The organism is Phycicoccus sp. Soil802 (assembly GCF_001429605.1).
Taxonomy (GTDB): Bacteria; Actinomycetota; Actinomycetes; order Actinomycetales; family Dermatophilaceae; genus Pedococcus.
In genome coordinates this window covers 128,151-144,228 of record NZ_LMSS01000004.1, presented here as the reverse complement: position 1 = coordinate 144,228, position 16,078 = coordinate 128,151, and the positions used below count along the sequence as shown (strand labels likewise).

Annotated in this window: 17 protein-coding genes; 7 read left to right on the top strand and 10 right to left on the bottom strand. The window is 70.9% G+C overall.

What is annotated here, in order from left to right; all coding sequences use genetic code 11:
- Positions 1-927: a 2-hydroxyacid dehydrogenase gene (locus tag ASG91_RS09770; RefSeq protein WP_056922716.1), complete on the bottom strand. Its 927-nt coding sequence runs from the start codon at positions 925-927 to the stop codon at positions 1-3.
- A 134-nt stretch (positions 928-1,061) separates the two neighbouring features.
- Between ASG91_RS09770 and ASG91_RS09765 the strand changes: the two genes are divergently transcribed.
- Positions 1,062-2,174, top strand: coding sequence for a sorbosone dehydrogenase family protein (locus tag ASG91_RS09765; RefSeq protein WP_235545522.1), 1,113 nt, complete (start codon positions 1,062-1,064; stop codon positions 2,172-2,174).
- 80 nt (positions 2,175-2,254) lie between these two features.
- The gene (locus tag ASG91_RS09760; RefSeq protein ID WP_056922457.1) at positions 2,255-2,827 is read left to right on the top strand and encodes a DUF937 domain-containing protein; all 573 of its coding nucleotides are present in this window, start codon (positions 2,255-2,257) and stop codon (positions 2,825-2,827) included.
- A gap of 95 nt (positions 2,828-2,922) precedes the next feature.
- Here the strand turns inward: ASG91_RS09760 and gatB are convergent, their stop codons facing one another.
- The 3 genes from gatB to gatC form a co-directional block, all read right to left on the bottom strand.
- Positions 2,923-4,458, bottom strand: a complete 1,536-nt coding sequence (gene gatB, locus ASG91_RS09755; RefSeq protein WP_056922456.1) for an Asp-tRNA(Asn)/Glu-tRNA(Gln) amidotransferase subunit GatB — start codon at positions 4,456-4,458, stop codon at positions 2,923-2,925.
- Between the two features lie 2 nt (positions 4,459-4,460).
- Entirely contained in the window at positions 4,461-5,978 is a 1,518-nt protein-coding gene (gatA, locus tag ASG91_RS09750) for an Asp-tRNA(Asn)/Glu-tRNA(Gln) amidotransferase subunit GatA (protein WP_056922455.1), read from the bottom strand.
- A 64-nt stretch (positions 5,979-6,042) separates the two neighbouring features.
- Positions 6,043-6,339: an Asp-tRNA(Asn)/Glu-tRNA(Gln) amidotransferase subunit GatC gene (gene gatC, locus ASG91_RS09745; RefSeq protein WP_056922454.1), complete on the bottom strand. Its 297-nt coding sequence runs from the start codon at positions 6,337-6,339 to the stop codon at positions 6,043-6,045.
- A gap of 218 nt (positions 6,340-6,557) precedes the next feature.
- Between gatC and mce the strand changes: the two genes are divergently transcribed.
- From mce to ASG91_RS09725, 4 genes are all read left to right on the top strand, one after another.
- Positions 6,558-6,998, top strand: a complete 441-nt coding sequence (gene mce / locus ASG91_RS09740) for a methylmalonyl-CoA epimerase (protein ID WP_056922453.1) — start codon at positions 6,558-6,560, stop codon at positions 6,996-6,998.
- Between the two features lie 178 nt (positions 6,999-7,176).
- Positions 7,177-8,517, top strand: a complete 1,341-nt coding sequence (gene ccrA / locus ASG91_RS09735; protein ID WP_056922452.1) for a crotonyl-CoA carboxylase/reductase — start codon at positions 7,177-7,179, stop codon at positions 8,515-8,517.
- A 48-nt stretch (positions 8,518-8,565) separates the two neighbouring features.
- Complete coding sequence (locus ASG91_RS09730; protein ID WP_056922451.1) at positions 8,566-9,924, top strand: AI-2E family transporter; 1,359 nt, start codon at positions 8,566-8,568, stop codon at positions 9,922-9,924.
- A 102-nt stretch (positions 9,925-10,026) separates the two neighbouring features.
- The gene (locus ASG91_RS09725; protein ID WP_056922450.1) at positions 10,027-10,563 is read left to right on the top strand and encodes a hypothetical protein; all 537 of its coding nucleotides are present in this window, start codon (positions 10,027-10,029) and stop codon (positions 10,561-10,563) included.
- Between the two features lie 2 nt (positions 10,564-10,565).
- Here ASG91_RS09725 and ASG91_RS09720 read toward each other — a convergent pair whose 3' ends face one another.
- The 4 genes from ASG91_RS09720 to ASG91_RS09705 form a co-directional block, all read right to left on the bottom strand.
- Positions 10,566-10,925: a hypothetical protein gene (locus ASG91_RS09720; RefSeq protein WP_056922449.1), complete on the bottom strand. Its 360-nt coding sequence runs from the start codon at positions 10,923-10,925 to the stop codon at positions 10,566-10,568.
- A gap of 108 nt (positions 10,926-11,033) precedes the next feature.
- On the bottom strand, positions 11,034-11,333 hold the full coding sequence (locus tag ASG91_RS09715) for a hypothetical protein (RefSeq protein WP_056922448.1): 300 nt from the start codon (positions 11,331-11,333) through the stop codon (positions 11,034-11,036).
- A gap of 51 nt (positions 11,334-11,384) precedes the next feature.
- Positions 11,385-13,163, bottom strand: a complete 1,779-nt coding sequence (locus tag ASG91_RS09710) for a 3-hydroxyacyl-CoA dehydrogenase family protein (RefSeq protein WP_056922447.1) — start codon at positions 13,161-13,163, stop codon at positions 11,385-11,387.
- Between the two features lie 142 nt (positions 13,164-13,305).
- Positions 13,306-13,710 carry a hypothetical protein gene (locus ASG91_RS09705; protein ID WP_056922446.1) on the bottom strand — a complete coding sequence of 135 codons (405 nt, stop codon included), beginning with the start codon at positions 13,708-13,710 and terminating at the stop codon, positions 13,306-13,308.
- An 80-nt stretch (positions 13,711-13,790) separates the two neighbouring features.
- On the opposite strand from ASG91_RS09705, the gene nucS reads away from it, so the two are divergent.
- Complete coding sequence (nucS, locus tag ASG91_RS09700; protein ID WP_056922445.1) at positions 13,791-14,486, top strand: endonuclease NucS; 696 nt, start codon at positions 13,791-13,793, stop codon at positions 14,484-14,486.
- A gap of 44 nt (positions 14,487-14,530) precedes the next feature.
- On the opposite strand, the gene ASG91_RS09695 is transcribed toward nucS, so the two are convergent.
- The gene (locus ASG91_RS09695; protein WP_056922444.1) at positions 14,531-15,154 is read right to left on the bottom strand and encodes a histidine phosphatase family protein; all 624 of its coding nucleotides are present in this window, start codon (positions 15,152-15,154) and stop codon (positions 14,531-14,533) included.
- 90 nt (positions 15,155-15,244) lie between these two features.
- Complete coding sequence (locus ASG91_RS09690) at positions 15,245-16,078, bottom strand: class II fructose-bisphosphate aldolase (RefSeq protein WP_056922443.1); 834 nt, start codon at positions 16,076-16,078, stop codon at positions 15,245-15,247.

Below are 16,078 nucleotides of genomic sequence, written 5' to 3'. Positions count from 1 at the left end.
TCAGTCGCGCGCGACGAGGTTGCGCAGGGGCCGACCTGCTGCATACGCGCCCAGCTGCTCCTGGAGCAGCCGGGCCGCCCGCGGCATGAAGGCCGTCGACGCACCACCCACGTGGGGCGTGATGAACACGCCCGGCAGTCCCCACAGCGGGTGGTCGGCGGGCAGCGGCTCGGGGTCGGTGACGTCGAGGGCGGCCCGGATCCGGCCGGCGGTCGCGTGCCGCACGAGCGCGTCGGTCTCGACCACCCCACCACGGGCGACGTTGACCAGCAACGACCCGTCGGGCATCGCCGCGAGGAACTCGTCGTCGACCAGCCCGGCCGTCTGGTCGCTCAGGGGCACGATCACGACCACCACGTCGTGGTGTGGCAGCAGCTCCGGCAGCTCGTCGACCCCGTGCACCGACCGCACCAGCTCGTCGCCCGCCCGGGCACGGCTGGCGACGGCGGTCACCTGCACCTCGAACGGCGTCAGCCGGGCCGCGACCGCTCGACCGATCGAGCCGTACCCCAGCACGAGCACCCGCTTGTCGGCCAACGACTCGTGGAACACCGAGGGCAGCCAGGTCCGATCCCGTTGCGCCGCAACGAAGTCCGGGAAGTCGCGCAGGCTCGCCAACGTCAGGGCCACGGCGAGCTCGGCGGTCGAGGCGTCGTGGACCCCCGTGGCGTTGGCCAGCAGCACGGCGTCGGGCAGCACGGCGAGGACGTTGTCGTAGCCGGCGGTGAGCAGCTGCACCAGCTCGAGGTGCGGCAGCTGTGACAGGACCGCGAGCCGCTCGCCGGCACCGATGTAGGGCGGCACGACCACCCTGACCTCGTCGGCACGGTCGGGCACACCGTCGAGGTCCCAGACTGCCAGCTCGATGCCGGAGACCGGGCCCACAGCTTCGAGCCACTCCGGTCCGGGCAGGGTCACGAGAGTCATGTCCAGCACGGTAGCCCCGTCTCCATCGGCGTTCGCAGGGTGCCCATCCCGCACAATGGGGTATGCCGCGTGCACCAGTCCATCCGAGGCGCAAGGGTCCAGGGCGCACCTCCGCAGGGGCCGCAACCGCCTCCGTGGTCGTCGGTGTGCTGCTCGTCAGCGGCTGCTCGGGCGACGACCCCGGCCCGACGGGAACGGTCTCGGCTCCCCGGATCAGCACCTCCGCGACCTCGAGCGCCTCGACGACCACGAGCCCGTCGACGACCAGGAGTCCGACGAGCGCTGCCGCCACCGCGACCATCGCCAAGGACCTCGACGTCCCGTGGGGCCTGGCGTTCCTGCCCGACGGGTCGGCCCTCGTCACGTTGCGCGACGAGGGGCGGCTCCTGCAGGTCCGGGCCGGTCAGGCGCCGAGGGTCCTGGGCGAGGTCCCCGGGGTCACCCCGGACGGCGAGGGCGGGTTGCTCGGCGTCGCGGTCTCCCCCGACTTCGCCACCGACCAGAGCATCTTCGTCTACTTCACGGCGGCCGAGGACAACCGCGTTGTGCGGCTGACCTTCGCGGACGGCGCGGCGACCCGGCCCACTGTGGTGCTGCGCGGCATACCCAAGGCCGGCCACCACAACGGCGGGCGACTCGCCTTCGGCCCCGACGGCTACCTCTACGTCACGACCGGTGACGCAGGGAAGTCGGACCGGTCGCAGGACAAGGAGGCCCTCGGCGGCAAGATCCTCAGGATCACCAAGGACGGCAAGCCCGCTCCCGGCAACCCGTTCGGCGCCTCCCCGGTCTGGAGCTACGGGCACCGCAACGTCCAGGGCATCGCGTGGGCACCCGACGGGCGGATGTTCGCCAGCGAGTTCGGCCAGAACACGTGGGACGAGCTCAACCTCATCCAGCCCGGCCGCAACTACGGCTGGCCGGTCGTCGAGGGCAGGGCCGGACGCTCGGGTTTCACCGACCCCCTCGTCCAGTGGGCGACCTCCGACGCCTCACCGAGCGGGATCGCCGTGACCGAGGGCGCCGTCTGGATGGCCGCACTGAGGGGCGAGTCGCTCTGGCGGGTCCCGTTGACCACCAACGGGGTCGGCAGGCCCGACCGGCTGCTCGAGGGCAGGTACGGCCGGCTGCGTGATGCGGTTGCCGCGCCCGACGGTCGGCTGTGGGTGCTGACGAGCAACACCTTCCGCGGCACCCCTGCCGCAGACGACGACCGGGTCGTCGCGTTGTCGCTCGACGACTTCTAGGCCTGCCCGCGCGGACGGCGGCGCGGTACGTTGACGCCAGGCGCGGCCATGGCGGCCGACCACCTCAGAAGGGGGCACCCATGTCAGCAGTGGACGAGATCCTGTCGCAGGTCGACCTCGACCAGCTCGCGCAGCAGGTGGGGGCCGACCCCGCGGACGTCGAGCAGGCTGCCAGGACCGCACTACCGGCCCTGCTCGGCGGTCTCGACGCCAACGCGGCCGACCCGGCAGGTGCGGCTTCGCTCGCCGAGGCGCTGGGCCAGCACGACCCGGCGCTGGTCGAGGGCGGCGTCGACCTCGGCCAGGTCGACCCGGCCGAGGGCGACAAGATCGCTCAGCACATCTTCGGCGACAACCGTGACCAGGTGGTCAGCCAGCTCGGGGGTATCAGCGGGTCAGCAGGCAAGGGGATCGTCGCCAAGCTGATCCCGATCCTCGCGCCCATCGTGCTGTCCTGGCTGGCCAAGAAGGTGCTCGGGGGCGCGGCCGACGCCTCCCGGTCGCCGTCCGCGAGCGCGGGCGGCGGCGGGCTCGGCGACATCCTCGGTCAGGTCCTCGGCGGGGCCACCAAGGGCACGCAGTCCGGCGGGGTCGACACCGGGTCGATCATCACGGACGTGCTCGGCGGCCTGCTCGGCGCAGGCCGCCGCTGACAGCCGCCCCGTGACCACGTCTGTTGGAAGGGGAACTACCGGATATCCGGTAGTTCCCCTTCCAACAGAGGCTCAGCGGGTGCGGTGAGCGGACGTCAGCTCAGCTTGGCGAGGATCAGCTCGCGGGCCTTGCCGGCATCGGCCTGGCCCTTCATCTCCTTCATCACCTGGCCGATGAGCGCACCAGCGGCCTGGACCTTGCCGTCGCGCACCTTCTGGGCGACCTCGGCGTTGGCCTCGATGACCTTGTCGACGGCTGCCTCGAGCGCGCCGTCGTCCTGCACGAGCTCCAAGCCGCGGGCGTCCGCCACCTCGGTCGGTGCGCCCTCGCCGGCGATCACGCCCTCGAGCACCTGACGGGCCATCGAGTCGTTGAGCCGGCCGTCCCGGACCAGCCGGTCGAGCTCGGCGATGTGGGCGGGGGTGACGCCGAACTCCTCGACGCTCCGGCCTTCGACGTTGGCGCGGCGGGCCAGCTCACCGGTCCACCACTTGCGCGCACCGGCCGGCGTGGCACCAGCGGCCACGGTCTCCTCGATGAGGGCGACCGCACCGGCGTTCATGACGTCACGCATCTCGAGATCGCTGTAGCCCCAGTCGTTCTGCAGGCGGCGCCGACGCTCACCGGGAGCCTCGGGCAGGGTGCCCCGCAGCATCTCCACGGTCTCGCGGGTCGGGGCCACGGGCACCAGGTCGGGCTCGGGGAAGTAGCGGTAGTCCTCGGCGTCCGACTTCTCGCGACCGCTGGTCGTGACGCCGGTGTCCTCGTGCCAGTGCCGCGTCTCCTGGGTGATCTTGTCGCCCCTGTCGAGGATCGCCGCGTGACGGGTGATCTCGTAGCGGACGGCCCGCTCGACGCTGCGCAGCGAGTTGACGTTCTTGGTCTCGGTGCGCGTGCCGAGCGGCACGTCGTCCTGAGACTGGTCGCCGGTCGCGCGCGGGCGCAGGGAGACGTTGGCATCGCATCGCAGCGAACCCTGCTCCATCTTCACGTCGGAGACCCCGAGGGCTCGGAGCAGCTCACGCAGGGCGCCGACGTAGGCCTTGGCGACCTCGGGTGCACGCTTCCCCGCGCCGGTCAGCGGCTTCGTCACGATCTCGATGAGCGGGATGCCAGCGCGGTTGTAGTCGACCAGCGAGTGGTCGGCACCGTGGATGCGACCGGTCGCGCCGCCGATGTGCAGCGACTTGCCGGTGTCCTCCTCCATGTGGGCGCGCTCGATCTCGACGCGGTAGGTCGTGCCGTCCCCGAGCTCGACATCGAGGTGGCCCTCGAAGGCGATCGGCTCGTCGTACTGGCTGGTCTGGAAGTTCTTCGGCATGTCCGGGTAGAAGTAGTTCTTCCGGGCGAACCGGCACCACTCGGCGATCTCGCAGTTGAGCGCGAGGCCGATCCGGATGGCCGACTCGACGGCCTTCTCGTTGACCACCGGCAGGGCACCGGGCAGGCCGAGGCAGACGGGGCAGACCTGGCTGTTGGGGTCGGCCCCGAACCCGGTCGCGCACCCGCAGAACATCTTCGTCGCCGTGTTGAGCTCGACGTGCACCTCGAGCCCCATCACGGGGTCGTAGCGCTCGAGGGCCTCGTCGTAGTCGACGATCTCCTCGGCAACGGACGTGGCGCTGCTCATGGTCACGCTCCCTTCGCGGTCAGCTGGGGCGCCTTGGCCAGCAACGGCCCACCCCATCGGTCGACGAGCATCTTCTCGAGCGCGGCACCCACGTTGTAGAGACGCTCGTCCTGGGTCGCTGGGGCGAGGATCTGGATGCCGGTGGGCAGCCCGTCCTCGTCGGCCAGACCGCTGGGCAGCGACATGCCGGGCACGCCCGCGAGGTTGGCCGGGATGGTGGCGACGTCCTGGAGGTACATCGACATCGGGTCGTCCAGCTTGTCGCCGAGCTTGAACGCGGTGGTCGGGGCCGTCGGGCTCACCAGCACGTCGACCTGCTCGAAGGCGGTGGAGAAGTCGTTGGCGATGAGCCGGCGCACCTTCTGGGCCTGACCGTAGTAGGCGTCGTAGTAGCCGCTCGACAGGGCGTAGGTGCCGAGGATGATGCGGCGTTTGACCTCGTCGCCGAAGCCGGCGTCACGCGTGGCCGCCATGACCTGCTCCGCGCTCGGGTCCTCAATCCCCTCGGGCAGCACCCGCAGGCCGTAGCGCATGGCGTCGAACTTCGCGAGGTTCGAGGACGCCTCACTCGGCAGGATCAGGTAGTAGGCGGCCAGCGCGTAGTCGAAGCTCGGGCAGGACACCTCGACGACCTCGGCCCCGGCCTCCTGGAGCAGGGTGACCGACTCGTCGAACCGGGCGCGCACGCCGGCCTGGTAGCCCTCTCCCCCGAGCTCCTTGATGACGCCGACCTTGAGCCCCTTGACGTCGGCCCGCCGTGCGGCCTCGACGACCGAGGGCACCGGGGCGTTGATCGAGGTGGAGTCCATCGGGTCGTGGCCACCGATGACCGAGTGCAGCAGCGCGGCGTCGAGCACGGTCCGCGTGCACGGACCGGCCTGGTCGAGGCTCGAGGCCAGGGCCACGAGGCCGTAGCGCGAGACACCACCGTAGGTCGGCTTCACGCCGACGGTGCCCGTCACCGAGGCCGGCTGGCGGATCGACCCACCGGTGTCGGTGCCGATCGCCAGCGGTGCCTCGTATGCCGCGACCACGGCCGAGGAGCCACCTCCCGACCCGCCGGGGATCCGGGTGAGGTCCCAGGGGTTGTGGGTGGGTCCGTAGGCCGAGTGCTCGGTCGAGGACCCCATCGCGAACTCGTCCATGTTGGTCTTGCCGAGGATCGGCATGCCGGCTGCCTTGAGCCGCGACACGAGCGTGGCGTCGTAGGGCGGGATCCAGCCCTCGAGGATCTTGGAGCCGCACGTCGTCGGCAGGCCCTTCGTCGCCATGACGTCCTTGACGGCGATCGGGACGCCGGCGAGGACGTGCAGGTCCTCGCCGGACGCCCGGCGCTCGTCGACGGCCCGGGCCGCGTCGAGCGCGCCTGCGCCGTCCACGTGGAGGAACGCGTGCACGTCGGCGTCGACCGCGGCGATCCGGTCGAGGTGGGCCTGGACGACCTCGACGGAGCTGAGCTCCTTCGAGGCGATGGCATGAGCCAGCTCAGCGGCGCTGAGGCGGGTGGGGTCGGTGTTCACGAGGGTCGTCCTTGGTCTGTCGCAGGGTCTGTCGCTGGGTGGGACGCGCACTCGGCGCGGTCGCTCAGTCTTCGTCGAGGATGCGGGGCACCGAGAAGCGCTGTTGCTCCTTCTCGGGAGCAGCAGCCAGGGCGGCCTCGGCACCGAGGGACGGGCGGACCTCGTCGGGACGCGTGACGTTGGTCAGGGGCAGCGGGTGCGACATCGGCTCGATCTCGTCGGCGGCCACCTCCTGCACCTTGGCGACGGACTCGAGGATGACGCCGAGCTCGCCGACCATGCGGTCGAGCTCGGCGTCGGACAGGTCGATGCGGGCGAGGCCGGCGAGGTGCGCGACGTCGTCCCGGGACAGTGCGGACATGGGCGCCAGTCTAGGGGCCTCGCGCACGACGAACCGTCCCCGGGCGTGCTCGGGCGGCACCCGCGGGAGGCTCCGGGCCGGTCCCCTGGGGGCACCACCACACCACCACCGTGACCCGGCGGGCCGTCGCCGATCCGGGCCTGCCGGGTCACCCCTCGTGGCGACCACCACACGACTCACCCCTGTCTGCCGGGCGGCCGGGTGCCTACGGTGGTGGCATGACCCGCCTGCCGATCGACCTGTTCACGGCCATCGACCACGTGGGGGTCGCGGTGCGCGACCTCGACGAGGCGATCGCCTTCTACCGCGACACCTACGGCATGACGCTGGCGCACGAGGAGGTCAACGAGGAGCAGGGCGTGCGCGAGGCGATGATGGCCGTGGGCGGCAGCGGCTCCCACATCCAGCTGCTCGCGCCGCTCTCCCCGGAGTCGACGATTGCCAAGTTCCTCGACCGCTCAGGCCCCGGCGTGCAGCAGGTCGCCTACCGGGTCGAGGACGTCGAAGCCGTCAGCCAGGTGCTCCGTGACCGGGGCCTGCGCCTGCTCTACGACGAGCCGCGACGGGGGACCTCGAACTCCCGCGTCAACTTCATCCACCCCAAGGACGCCGGCGGCATCCTCGTGGAGCTGGTCCAGCCCGCGCACGAGACGCACTGACCGCCAGCGGGGACCCAAGGCTGGGACTGGCCACGCGGCATACCCGGTCCGTGAGCCCGCCGAGGCAGGCGGCGGGTGAGGTAGGTCACCGCGTGACCGGAGTCTCACCGGGCCCCGGATCGCCTTACCCAGCAGTAGTTTCGGCTGCACGTGCCGACGACGCCGAGGAGCCACACCGATGCAGGAAATCCGCGACGCCATCCTCTCTGGGGACCGCACCCAGGAGACGTATGCCGGGCTGTCCATCCCCGAGTCCTACCGCGCCGTGACGGTGCACAAGGACGAGGTCGAGATGTTCGAGGGCCTGGCCAGCAAGGACAAGGACCCCCGCAAGTCGCTGCACCTCGACGACGTGCCGGTGCCCGAGCTCGCGCCGGGTGAGGCCTTGGTGGCCGTCATGGCCAGCGCCATCAACTACAACACCGTGTGGACCTCGATCTTCGAGCCGGTGTCGACCTTCGGCTTCCTCGAGCGCTACGGCCGCACCTCCGAGTTCGCCAAGCGGCACGACCTGCCCTACCACGTGGTCGGCTCCGACCTGGCCGGCGTCGTCCTGCGCACCGGCCCCGGGGTGACCAAGTGGACGCCCGGCCAGGAGGTCGTGGCGCACTGCCTGTCCGTCGAGCTCGAGGACGCCGACGGCCACAACGACACGATGCTCGACCCGCAGCAGCGCATCTGGGGCTTCGAGACCAACTTCGGCGGCCTCGCCGAGCTCGCCATCGTGAAGTCGAACCAGCTGATGCCCAAGCCCGCCCACCTGTCGTGGGAGGAGGCGGCCTCCCCCGGGCTCGTGAACTCCACGGCCTACCGCCAGCTGATCTCCAAGAACGGCGCGGCGATGAAGCTCGGCGACCGCGTGCTCATCTGGGGCGCCTCCGGCGGCCTGGGGTCCTACGCCACCCAGATGGCCCTGGCCGGCGGGGCGACCCCCATCTGCGTCGTGTCGTCGCCCGAGAAGGCCCAGATCTGCCGCGAGATGGGTGCCGAGCTCATCATCGACCGCAACGCCGAGGGCTACCGGTTCTGGAACGACGACAACACCCAGCAGGACCCGCGGGAGTGGCAGCGGCTGGGCAAGAAGATCCGCGAGCTGACCGGCGGCCACGACGTCGACATCGTCTTCGAGCACCCCGGCCGGGAGACCTTCGGTGCGAGCGTCTACGTCGCACGCAAGGGCGGCACGATCGTCACCTGTGCGTCGACCTCCGGATACATGCACGAGTACGACAACCGCTACCTGTGGATGAACCTCAAGCGGATCATCTCGAGCCACTTCGCCAACTACCGCGAGGCGTGGGAGGCCAACGAGCTGATCAACCGCGGGCTCATCCAGCCGACGCTGTCGAAGACCTACGGCATGGACGAGGTCGGCCAGGCGGCCCTCGACGTCCACCGCAACGCCCACCAGGGCAAGGTCGGCGTCCTCACCCTGTCGCCCGAGGCTGGCCTCGGGGTCACGGACACCGAGAAGCGCGCGGCCCTGCTCCCGCAGATCAACCGCTTCCGCAACGCCTGACCTGCGCCTTCGCGGGCTGGGCGGGTGTCGGTGCCATAGGGTCGTCGCATGTCAGTGCTCGACCGGTGGAGAGAGTTCCGGCGCGCCCAGCGGGACGCGTTGCGGGCCAGCAACCACCCCCACGACCGCTCCGAGCAGTCCGGCGAGTGGGGTGAGCTGCTCGCCGACATCCTGCCCTCGCGCCGTCAGCCAGCGGGAGCGACCGGCGCGGCCAGCGAGCCCGGCGACCAGCCCGACGGGGTGCCCACCGACGGCACGACGTCCCCATCGAGCCACGCCGACCTGGGCGTGGGAGTCCGCGAGCGCGAGGACGACGCCGAGCGCTCGCCCGATGACGACGGCCGTCGCTACGGGCGCGCCGGGCGCCCCCTCAACCGCCAGTCGCCGTTCTACATGGGCTTCGTCGGCGCGATCGGCGTGCTCACGGCCGTGCTCCTTTGGCACACGCTCGGCCGGCTGACCACCGTCCTGACCCTCGTCGTCATCGCGTTCTTCCTGGCCCTCACGCTCAACCCGCTCGTCGAGTTCCTCACCCGCCACGGGCTCAACCGCGCAGGTGCGGTCGCCCTGGTCTTCGCCGGGGTGGTGGCGGTGTTCACGCTCCTCGGGCTCGTCGTGGTGCCGCCGGTCATCTCGCAGGGCACCGACCTCGCCCAGAAGGCGCCCGACTACCTCGACCAGATCCTCCAGAGCCGCTTCGTCAAGGACCTCGACCAGCACTACGGCGTGGTTGACAAGATCCAGGCCGAGTTCAACAAGCGGATCACCGACGGCAACTTCCTCAGCCAGGTCTTCGGCGGCGTGCTCGGCGTCGGCGCGGCCGTCATCGGCGGGATCTTCCAGGCCTTCACGGTGCTGGTCCTCACGCTGTTCCTGCTCGCGTCGTTCCCCCGCGTGAAGCAGGGCGCCTACGCGATCGTCCCCGCCTCGCGTCGTCCGCGGGTGATCTCGCTGTCCGAGGAGATCATGCGACGCACCGGCTCCTACGCCATCGGCCAGGTCGCCGTCGCGACGATCAACGCCATCTGCTCGTGGATCATGATGATGATCGTCGGCATCCCGTATGCCGCGGTGCTGGCCGTCGCGGTCGGCTTCCTCGGCCTGATCCCCATGGTGGGTGCGACCGCCGGCGCGGCCGTCGTGTGCCTGGTGGCGATCTTCGACGAGCCCAAGAAGGCGGTCATCGCCCTCATCTACTACGTCGTCTACCAGCAGCTCGAGAACTACGTCGTGGCACCGAGGATCATGCAGCGCACGGTCTCGGTGCCTGGCGCGGTGACGGTTGTCGCCGCCCTCGCCGGCGGCACGCTGCTCGGCGTGCTCGGCGCGCTGCTGGCGATCCCGGTCGCCGCCGGCCTGCTGCTCCTCTACGAAGAGGTCCTGCTGCCCCGCCAGCGCCGCCACTGAGCTGAAGCGACGGGCCCGCGGGCAGCTGCGCCACCACAGCCACTGATCGCCCTTTGAGACCAATGCCACTCGCGACCTGGCGCCGTCAGTGATACTGGCTGGATGCAGGGGACGGGGTTCTTGGGGCGCCTTGAGCAGCGCTGGTCACGACGGCAGGACGAGCGGCGCGACGACGAGCTCTTCGGCGAGCTCTTCGAGGCGCAGTCCGAGGTTCACATCCGTGCCACCGGTCAAGCCGTCTGGGATCTGGTCGAGGCAGACGGCGTTGAAGCGCTTCTCCTGGAGGGCCATCGCGTGAAGCTGTTCACCGTCCCTGGCACGGCCGTGGACGGTCACGACAGGACCCTCTTCGTGTTCCGCACGACCGATCAGGGACAGCTTGCCGTGCTCGAGTCGGATGTACTGACCCACCTCCCGCCGAGCCTGTCCGTCCGCCGGTCACGGACCGAACGGGTGTCGACGATCGAACGTCACGAACTGACCGACGCGGCCGGCGGGTGCCGCTATGTCGTCCGTTTCGAGTCAAAGGTCCCCGTCGGCTTCACTCGGAAAGTGGGGACCAAGCTCCAGGAGGCGCTCGACGCGTACGTGACCAGGGTCAAGGTCCTCGTCGAGGCGGGCGGTGGCGCGCCGGGCTGACCTCAGAGGAACAGCAGGACAGTGCGGGCGATGCCGAGGGGTGGGCCGAAGGGCAACGCGAACCCGACCCAGTAGGCGAGCTCGAACGGCAGGAGGGCGATCGACAGGGCCTTCGCGCCGGGGGCGTCAGCCAGGATCAGGACGCCCAGCACCACCTCGGCAGCGCACACGAGAACGAAGCCCACCACCAGCGCCACCGAGGTTGGGATGCCCCAGCGCTCGAACGGGCCGCCACCGTAGGTCGGGAAACCGACGAACGTCCAGACCTCACCGGTGCGGGCAAGGTGCAGCGCGCCGAAGACGCCGGGGAGGCCGAACCCCAGGCCGAGCACGAGCGAACAGACCGCCGCCGCCACTCTCATGGAGCCAGCATCCTCCGCACGTCGGTCCCCGCGAAACAGGTTCGCGCCGAGTCGTCATTGGGCACGCGTGCCGCGCGGCTGGCCCCCCTGGCGCGCCGAGTCAGCGGGTCAGCGGGTGGCGCCGCGGGTGTGGCGGCGGTCGCGGGCCTCCCAGCAGGGCGTGTGCCAGTGCCGTCGGTCGTCGAGACCGCCCATGCCCTCGGCCGGCCAGGCGACCACGTGGGGCGTGCCGATCGGGATGTTCTGCTGGCAACCCGGGCACAGGTACGCCCGGCTCGCCCCACTGCCGGTGACGCGGCGCACGAACCACTCGGCACCGGCATACAGCTCCCGCCGCGCGGTGCCCCCGACCGCTCGGTCGAGGTTCAGCGGGGCGTCGTCACGGCGACGCCGGTTGGCGCGGGGCATGGGTCCAGTCTCCCAGAGGCCGCACGGCCCGAAGGCCGCACCCGACCCGGCTCAGGCGTAGGTGCGGAAGCCGCGACCGGTCTTGCGACCGAGGTAGCCGGCCGTGACCATGTGCTCGAGCAGCGGCGCCGGGGCGAACCCGGGCTCGCGGAACTCGAGGTAGAGCTCACGCTGGATCGCCAGGGACACGTCGTTGCCGACCACGTCGAGCAGCTCGAACGGCCCCATCGGCAGGCCACAGCCGGTCTTCATGGCGGTGTCGATGTCGTCGGCGGTGGCGTAGTTGGCGCTGAGCATCTTCACGGCGTCGTTGAGGTAGGGGAACAGCAGCGCGTTGACGATGAAGCCCGAGCGGTCACCGCAGGTCACGGCATGCTTGCCGACCTTGGCACACACGTCCTGGATGGTGGCCACGACGTCGGCGGCGGTCGAGACGGTGTGGACGACCTCGACGAGCTTCATGACCTGGGCCGGGTTGAAGAAGTGCATCCCGATGACGTCCTCGGGCCGCGTCGTGGCGGCCGCGCAGTCGACGACGGGCAGCGACGAGGTGGTGGTGGCCAGGATCGCGCCCGGCTTGCAGATCTCGTCGAGGTTCTCGAACAACGCCTTCTTGACGGCGAGGTCCTCGACGACCGCCTCGACCACGAGGTCGACGGTGGCCAGGGCGTCCAGCGAGGTGGTGCCGGTGAGGTGGGACAACGCCTCGGCGCGGGCCGACTCCTCGAGCTTGCCGCGCTGCACCGCCTTCTCGAGCGACTTGGTGATCGCCGCGGTGACGGCGTCGACCTTGGCCTGGCTGCGGGTCACGTAGGTGACGTCGTAGCCGGCCTTGGCGAAGACCTCGATGATGCCGGTGGCCATGGTGCCGGAGCCCACGACGCCGACCGTGCGGACCTCGCGCAGGGCCACGCCCGCGTCACCTGCGGGGCGCGGCGTGAGGGAGTCGTCGACGACCTGGCTGCTGCCCGGCTCGGCGTAGGTGTAGAACCCGCGCCCGCTCTTGCGGCCCTTGAGGCCGGCGCTGACCATCTGCTTGATGACCGGGCTGGGGGCGTGCAGCCGGTCCCGGCCCTGCTTGTACATCGTGTCGAGGATCTCGTAGGCGGTGTCCAGGCCGATGAGGTCCATCAGCGCCAGCGGTCCCATCGGGTAGCCGCAGCCGAGCTTCATCGCCGCGTCGATGTCCTCGCGGCTGGCATAGCGCGACTCGAACATCGAGACGGCGTGGTTGAGGTAGCCGAACAGCAGGGCGTTGGCGATGAACCCGGCCTTGTCGCCGACGATGACCGGCTGCTTGCCGAGCCGCAGGGCCAGGGCCTTGACGTCCTCGAACACCTCGTCCTCGGTGACGACCGTGCGGATGACCTCGACGAACTGCAGCACGGGCGCGGGGTTGAAGAAGTGCATGCCGACGACCCGCTTGGGGTTGCCGGTGGCCACCGCGATCTCGGTGACCGACAGCGACGAGGTGTTGGTCGCGAGGATGGCGTCGGGGCCGACGATCGCGTCGAGCTTGCCGAAGACGTCCTTCTTGAGGTCGAGGTGCTCCGGGACGGCCTCGACGACCAGCTCGCACTCCGCGAGGTCGTCGAGGCTCGAGGTGAACAGCACGCGCGAGTGCAGCGCCGCCTGGTCCTCCTCGCTCAGCTTGCCGCGGCTGACCGCCCGGCCGGTGGAGTGCTCGAGCACCCCACGGCCCTTCTCGACCGCCGCCTCGTCGACCTCGACGGCGACGACGTCGATGCCGTTGCGGGCGAACACCTCGACGATGCCGGCACCCATGGTGCCGAGACCGATCACTCCGACCTTGCTGAACTCACGAGCCATGCGGCGAGTCTGGCAGAGCGGGTATGCCGCGTGGACCCCTGGGCAGCGTGACGGTCACCACCCCGGCCCCGAAGCCCGAGTCTTTGATGGGTTGACCACACCCTGGTGTGGCCAACCCATCAAAGACCTGCGGGAAGCCGGGTCACCAGTCGTGGCCGGCGCCGATCAGGGCGGACTCCATGTGGAACCGCTGCTCGCGGGACAGGCCGCGGATCGCCACAGGCACCGGGATGCCGACGGCCCGGCAGTAGTCCCGCAGCGCGTGGTCGTAGGCGAGCCTGGCCGCCATCAGCCGCTCCGCCTTGCGGGGCTGGTCGCCCGCCTCGACACGGCGGATGTGCGCGGCCAGCCGGCTCAGCTCCATCGCCAGCAGGATGGGCGGGATGGGTTCGGGCACAGGGCGCCGCAGGTCGCGCCGTGCCTGGTACCTCGTGACGGCTGGCTGCACGAGCCGGGGTGGCTGGCCCGTCGTGAGCCAACGCACCCCGCTCACGAGGGTGCCCATCACGAGGACGAGACCGGCGACGTTGCCCAGGACGTTCGGCATACCAGCTCACCTCTGTGCTCCGAGTGTGCGCCACCGACCCCGCACGACGCAACGGTTGGCTGCCCGTAGAGTGACCCCTCGTGCGGCTGGTCATAGCGAAGTGTTCGGTGGACTACGAGGGCCGGCTGACGGCCCACCTCCCCCTGGCGACGAGGTTGCTCCTCGTCAAGGCGGACGGGTCGGTGCTGGTCCACAGCGATGGTGGTTCGTACAAGCCGCTCAACTGGATGTCTCCTCCGTGCGCGATGGCCGAGGTGTCCCCCGAGGAGCACGAGACCGCGGACGGCGTCACGGCCGTCTGGCTGGTGCAGCACGCCAAGTCGGAGGACCGGCTCCGGGTGCTCATCCACGAGGTGCTGCACGACTCGTCGCACGAGCTCGGGGTCGACCCCGGGCTGGTCAAGGACGGGGTCGAGGCCCACCTCCAGAAGCTCCTGGCCGAGCACATCCACACCCTCGGCGACGGCTGGAGCCTGGTGCGTCGCGAGTACATGACCGCCATCGGACCGGTCGACATCCTGTGCCGTGATGCCGCCGGGGCCTCGGTGGCCGTGGAGATCAAGCGGCGGGGTGACATCGACGGCGTCGAGCAGCTCACCCGCTACCTCGAGCTGATGAACCGCGACCCGCACCTGTCACCGGTGACCGGGGTCTTCGCGGCGCAGGAGATCAAGCCGCAGGCGCGCACGCTGGCGACCGACCGGGGCATCCGTTGCGTGACGCTGGACTACGACGCGCTCAAGGGCATCGACAACAGCGAGCACCGGCTGTTCTAGTCGTCGGGGCGGCGCTGGCACACCCTGTGCAGGTGGCGCCGGGGTCAGACGACCGCGCGGTCGGTCGAGCCCGGCCAGGTGCGGACGTCGAAGCCGTCACCGTCGACCGCCACCTCGGCCACCCCGCAGTTGGGCAGGAACTTGGCTGCGGCGAGGTCCCCGCGGAGGTGGCTGGACAGCCGCGGCAGGGCGAACGACATGACGCCACCGTGCGAGAAGACCAGGACGGTCTCGCCGCGGAACTGGTCGGCGATCGACAGCAGCGCCTCCCGGTAGCGGGTGAGGACCTCCTCCCCCGTCTCCCCGCCGGGGATGCAGCGCCTCGTGTCGCCGTGCAGCCAGGCCTTGAAGACCGAGTGCAGCTCGGGGTCGTCGTGCGGCCGGCCCGCCAGGGCACCGACCGAGAACTCCTCGAGCCCCTCGACCGCGCGCGAGTCGACGCCCAGGACCTCGGCCGCGACCGCGCCGGACTGGACGGCACGCGCCAGCGGGCTGGTGCGGACCGCGGCCACCCTTCGGCCGACCAGGGACTCGGCCAGGGCAGTGGTCTGCTCGATCCCCTTGGGCGACAGCCACCCTCCCTCGTCGGACAGCACCGAGGGGTGTCCGTACTCCGCGTCGCCGTGGCGGGCGACGAGGAGCGTGGCGGCACACTGCAGGTCACTCATGCGTCGAGGGTATGCCGGGCACGCCCGTTCCCTGCCGCGCGGCCGGGCCGTTCGCGCCGTGCGGCGGGTTCGCCGTGCCGCGGACACCCGTCAGCGCAGCGCGACCAGCGCCAGCAGCCGGGCCGCCTCGGCGCGCACGGCTGCGCGCGCCGGCCCGAGGTACTTGCGGGTGTCGACCAGTGCGTCGTCGGCCGCCAGCCGCTCACGCACGGCTGCGGTGAAGACGGCGTTCAGGTGCGTCGCGATGTTGATCTTGGTCATTCCCGCGCGCACCGCCGCCTGGATCCCGTCGTCAGGCACCCCCGACGAGCCGTGCAGCACCAGTGGGACGGGCACCTGCGCCGCGATCGCCGCGATCAGGTCGAGGTCGAGGACCGCGGTGCGGTGGGTCATCGCGTGGGAGGACCCGACGGCCACCGCGAGCGCGTCCACGCCAGTGTCGCGGGCGAACTGGGCCGCCTCGTCCGGTCGCGTCCGGACTCCAGGGGCGTGCACGCCGTCCTTGCCCCCGATCTCGCCGAGCTCTGCCTCGACGCTCACCCCCGCGGCGTGGCAGCGGTCGACGACCGCCCGCGTGACGGCACGGTTCTCGCTGTCCTCGAGGGTCGACCCGTCGAACATCACCGACGTGAAGCCCGCACCGAGCGCCTCCTCGACCAGGTCGGTGCTCACGGCGTGGTCGAGGTGGAGCACCACGGGGACGGTGGCCGCCTCGGCCAGCACGCGGGCCGCCGCCGCGAGCGGGGCCAGGGCTCCGTGGAAACGCACGGTGTTCTCGCTGACCTGCAGGACGACGGGCAGGCCCACGTCCTCGGCCGCCCCGACCAGGGCCTGCGCATGCTCGAGGTGGATGACGTTGAAGGCCGCCACCCCGCGCCCCTGCGCCCGCGCCTCCGCGAGCACCCCTGCCAGATCAGCCAGCAC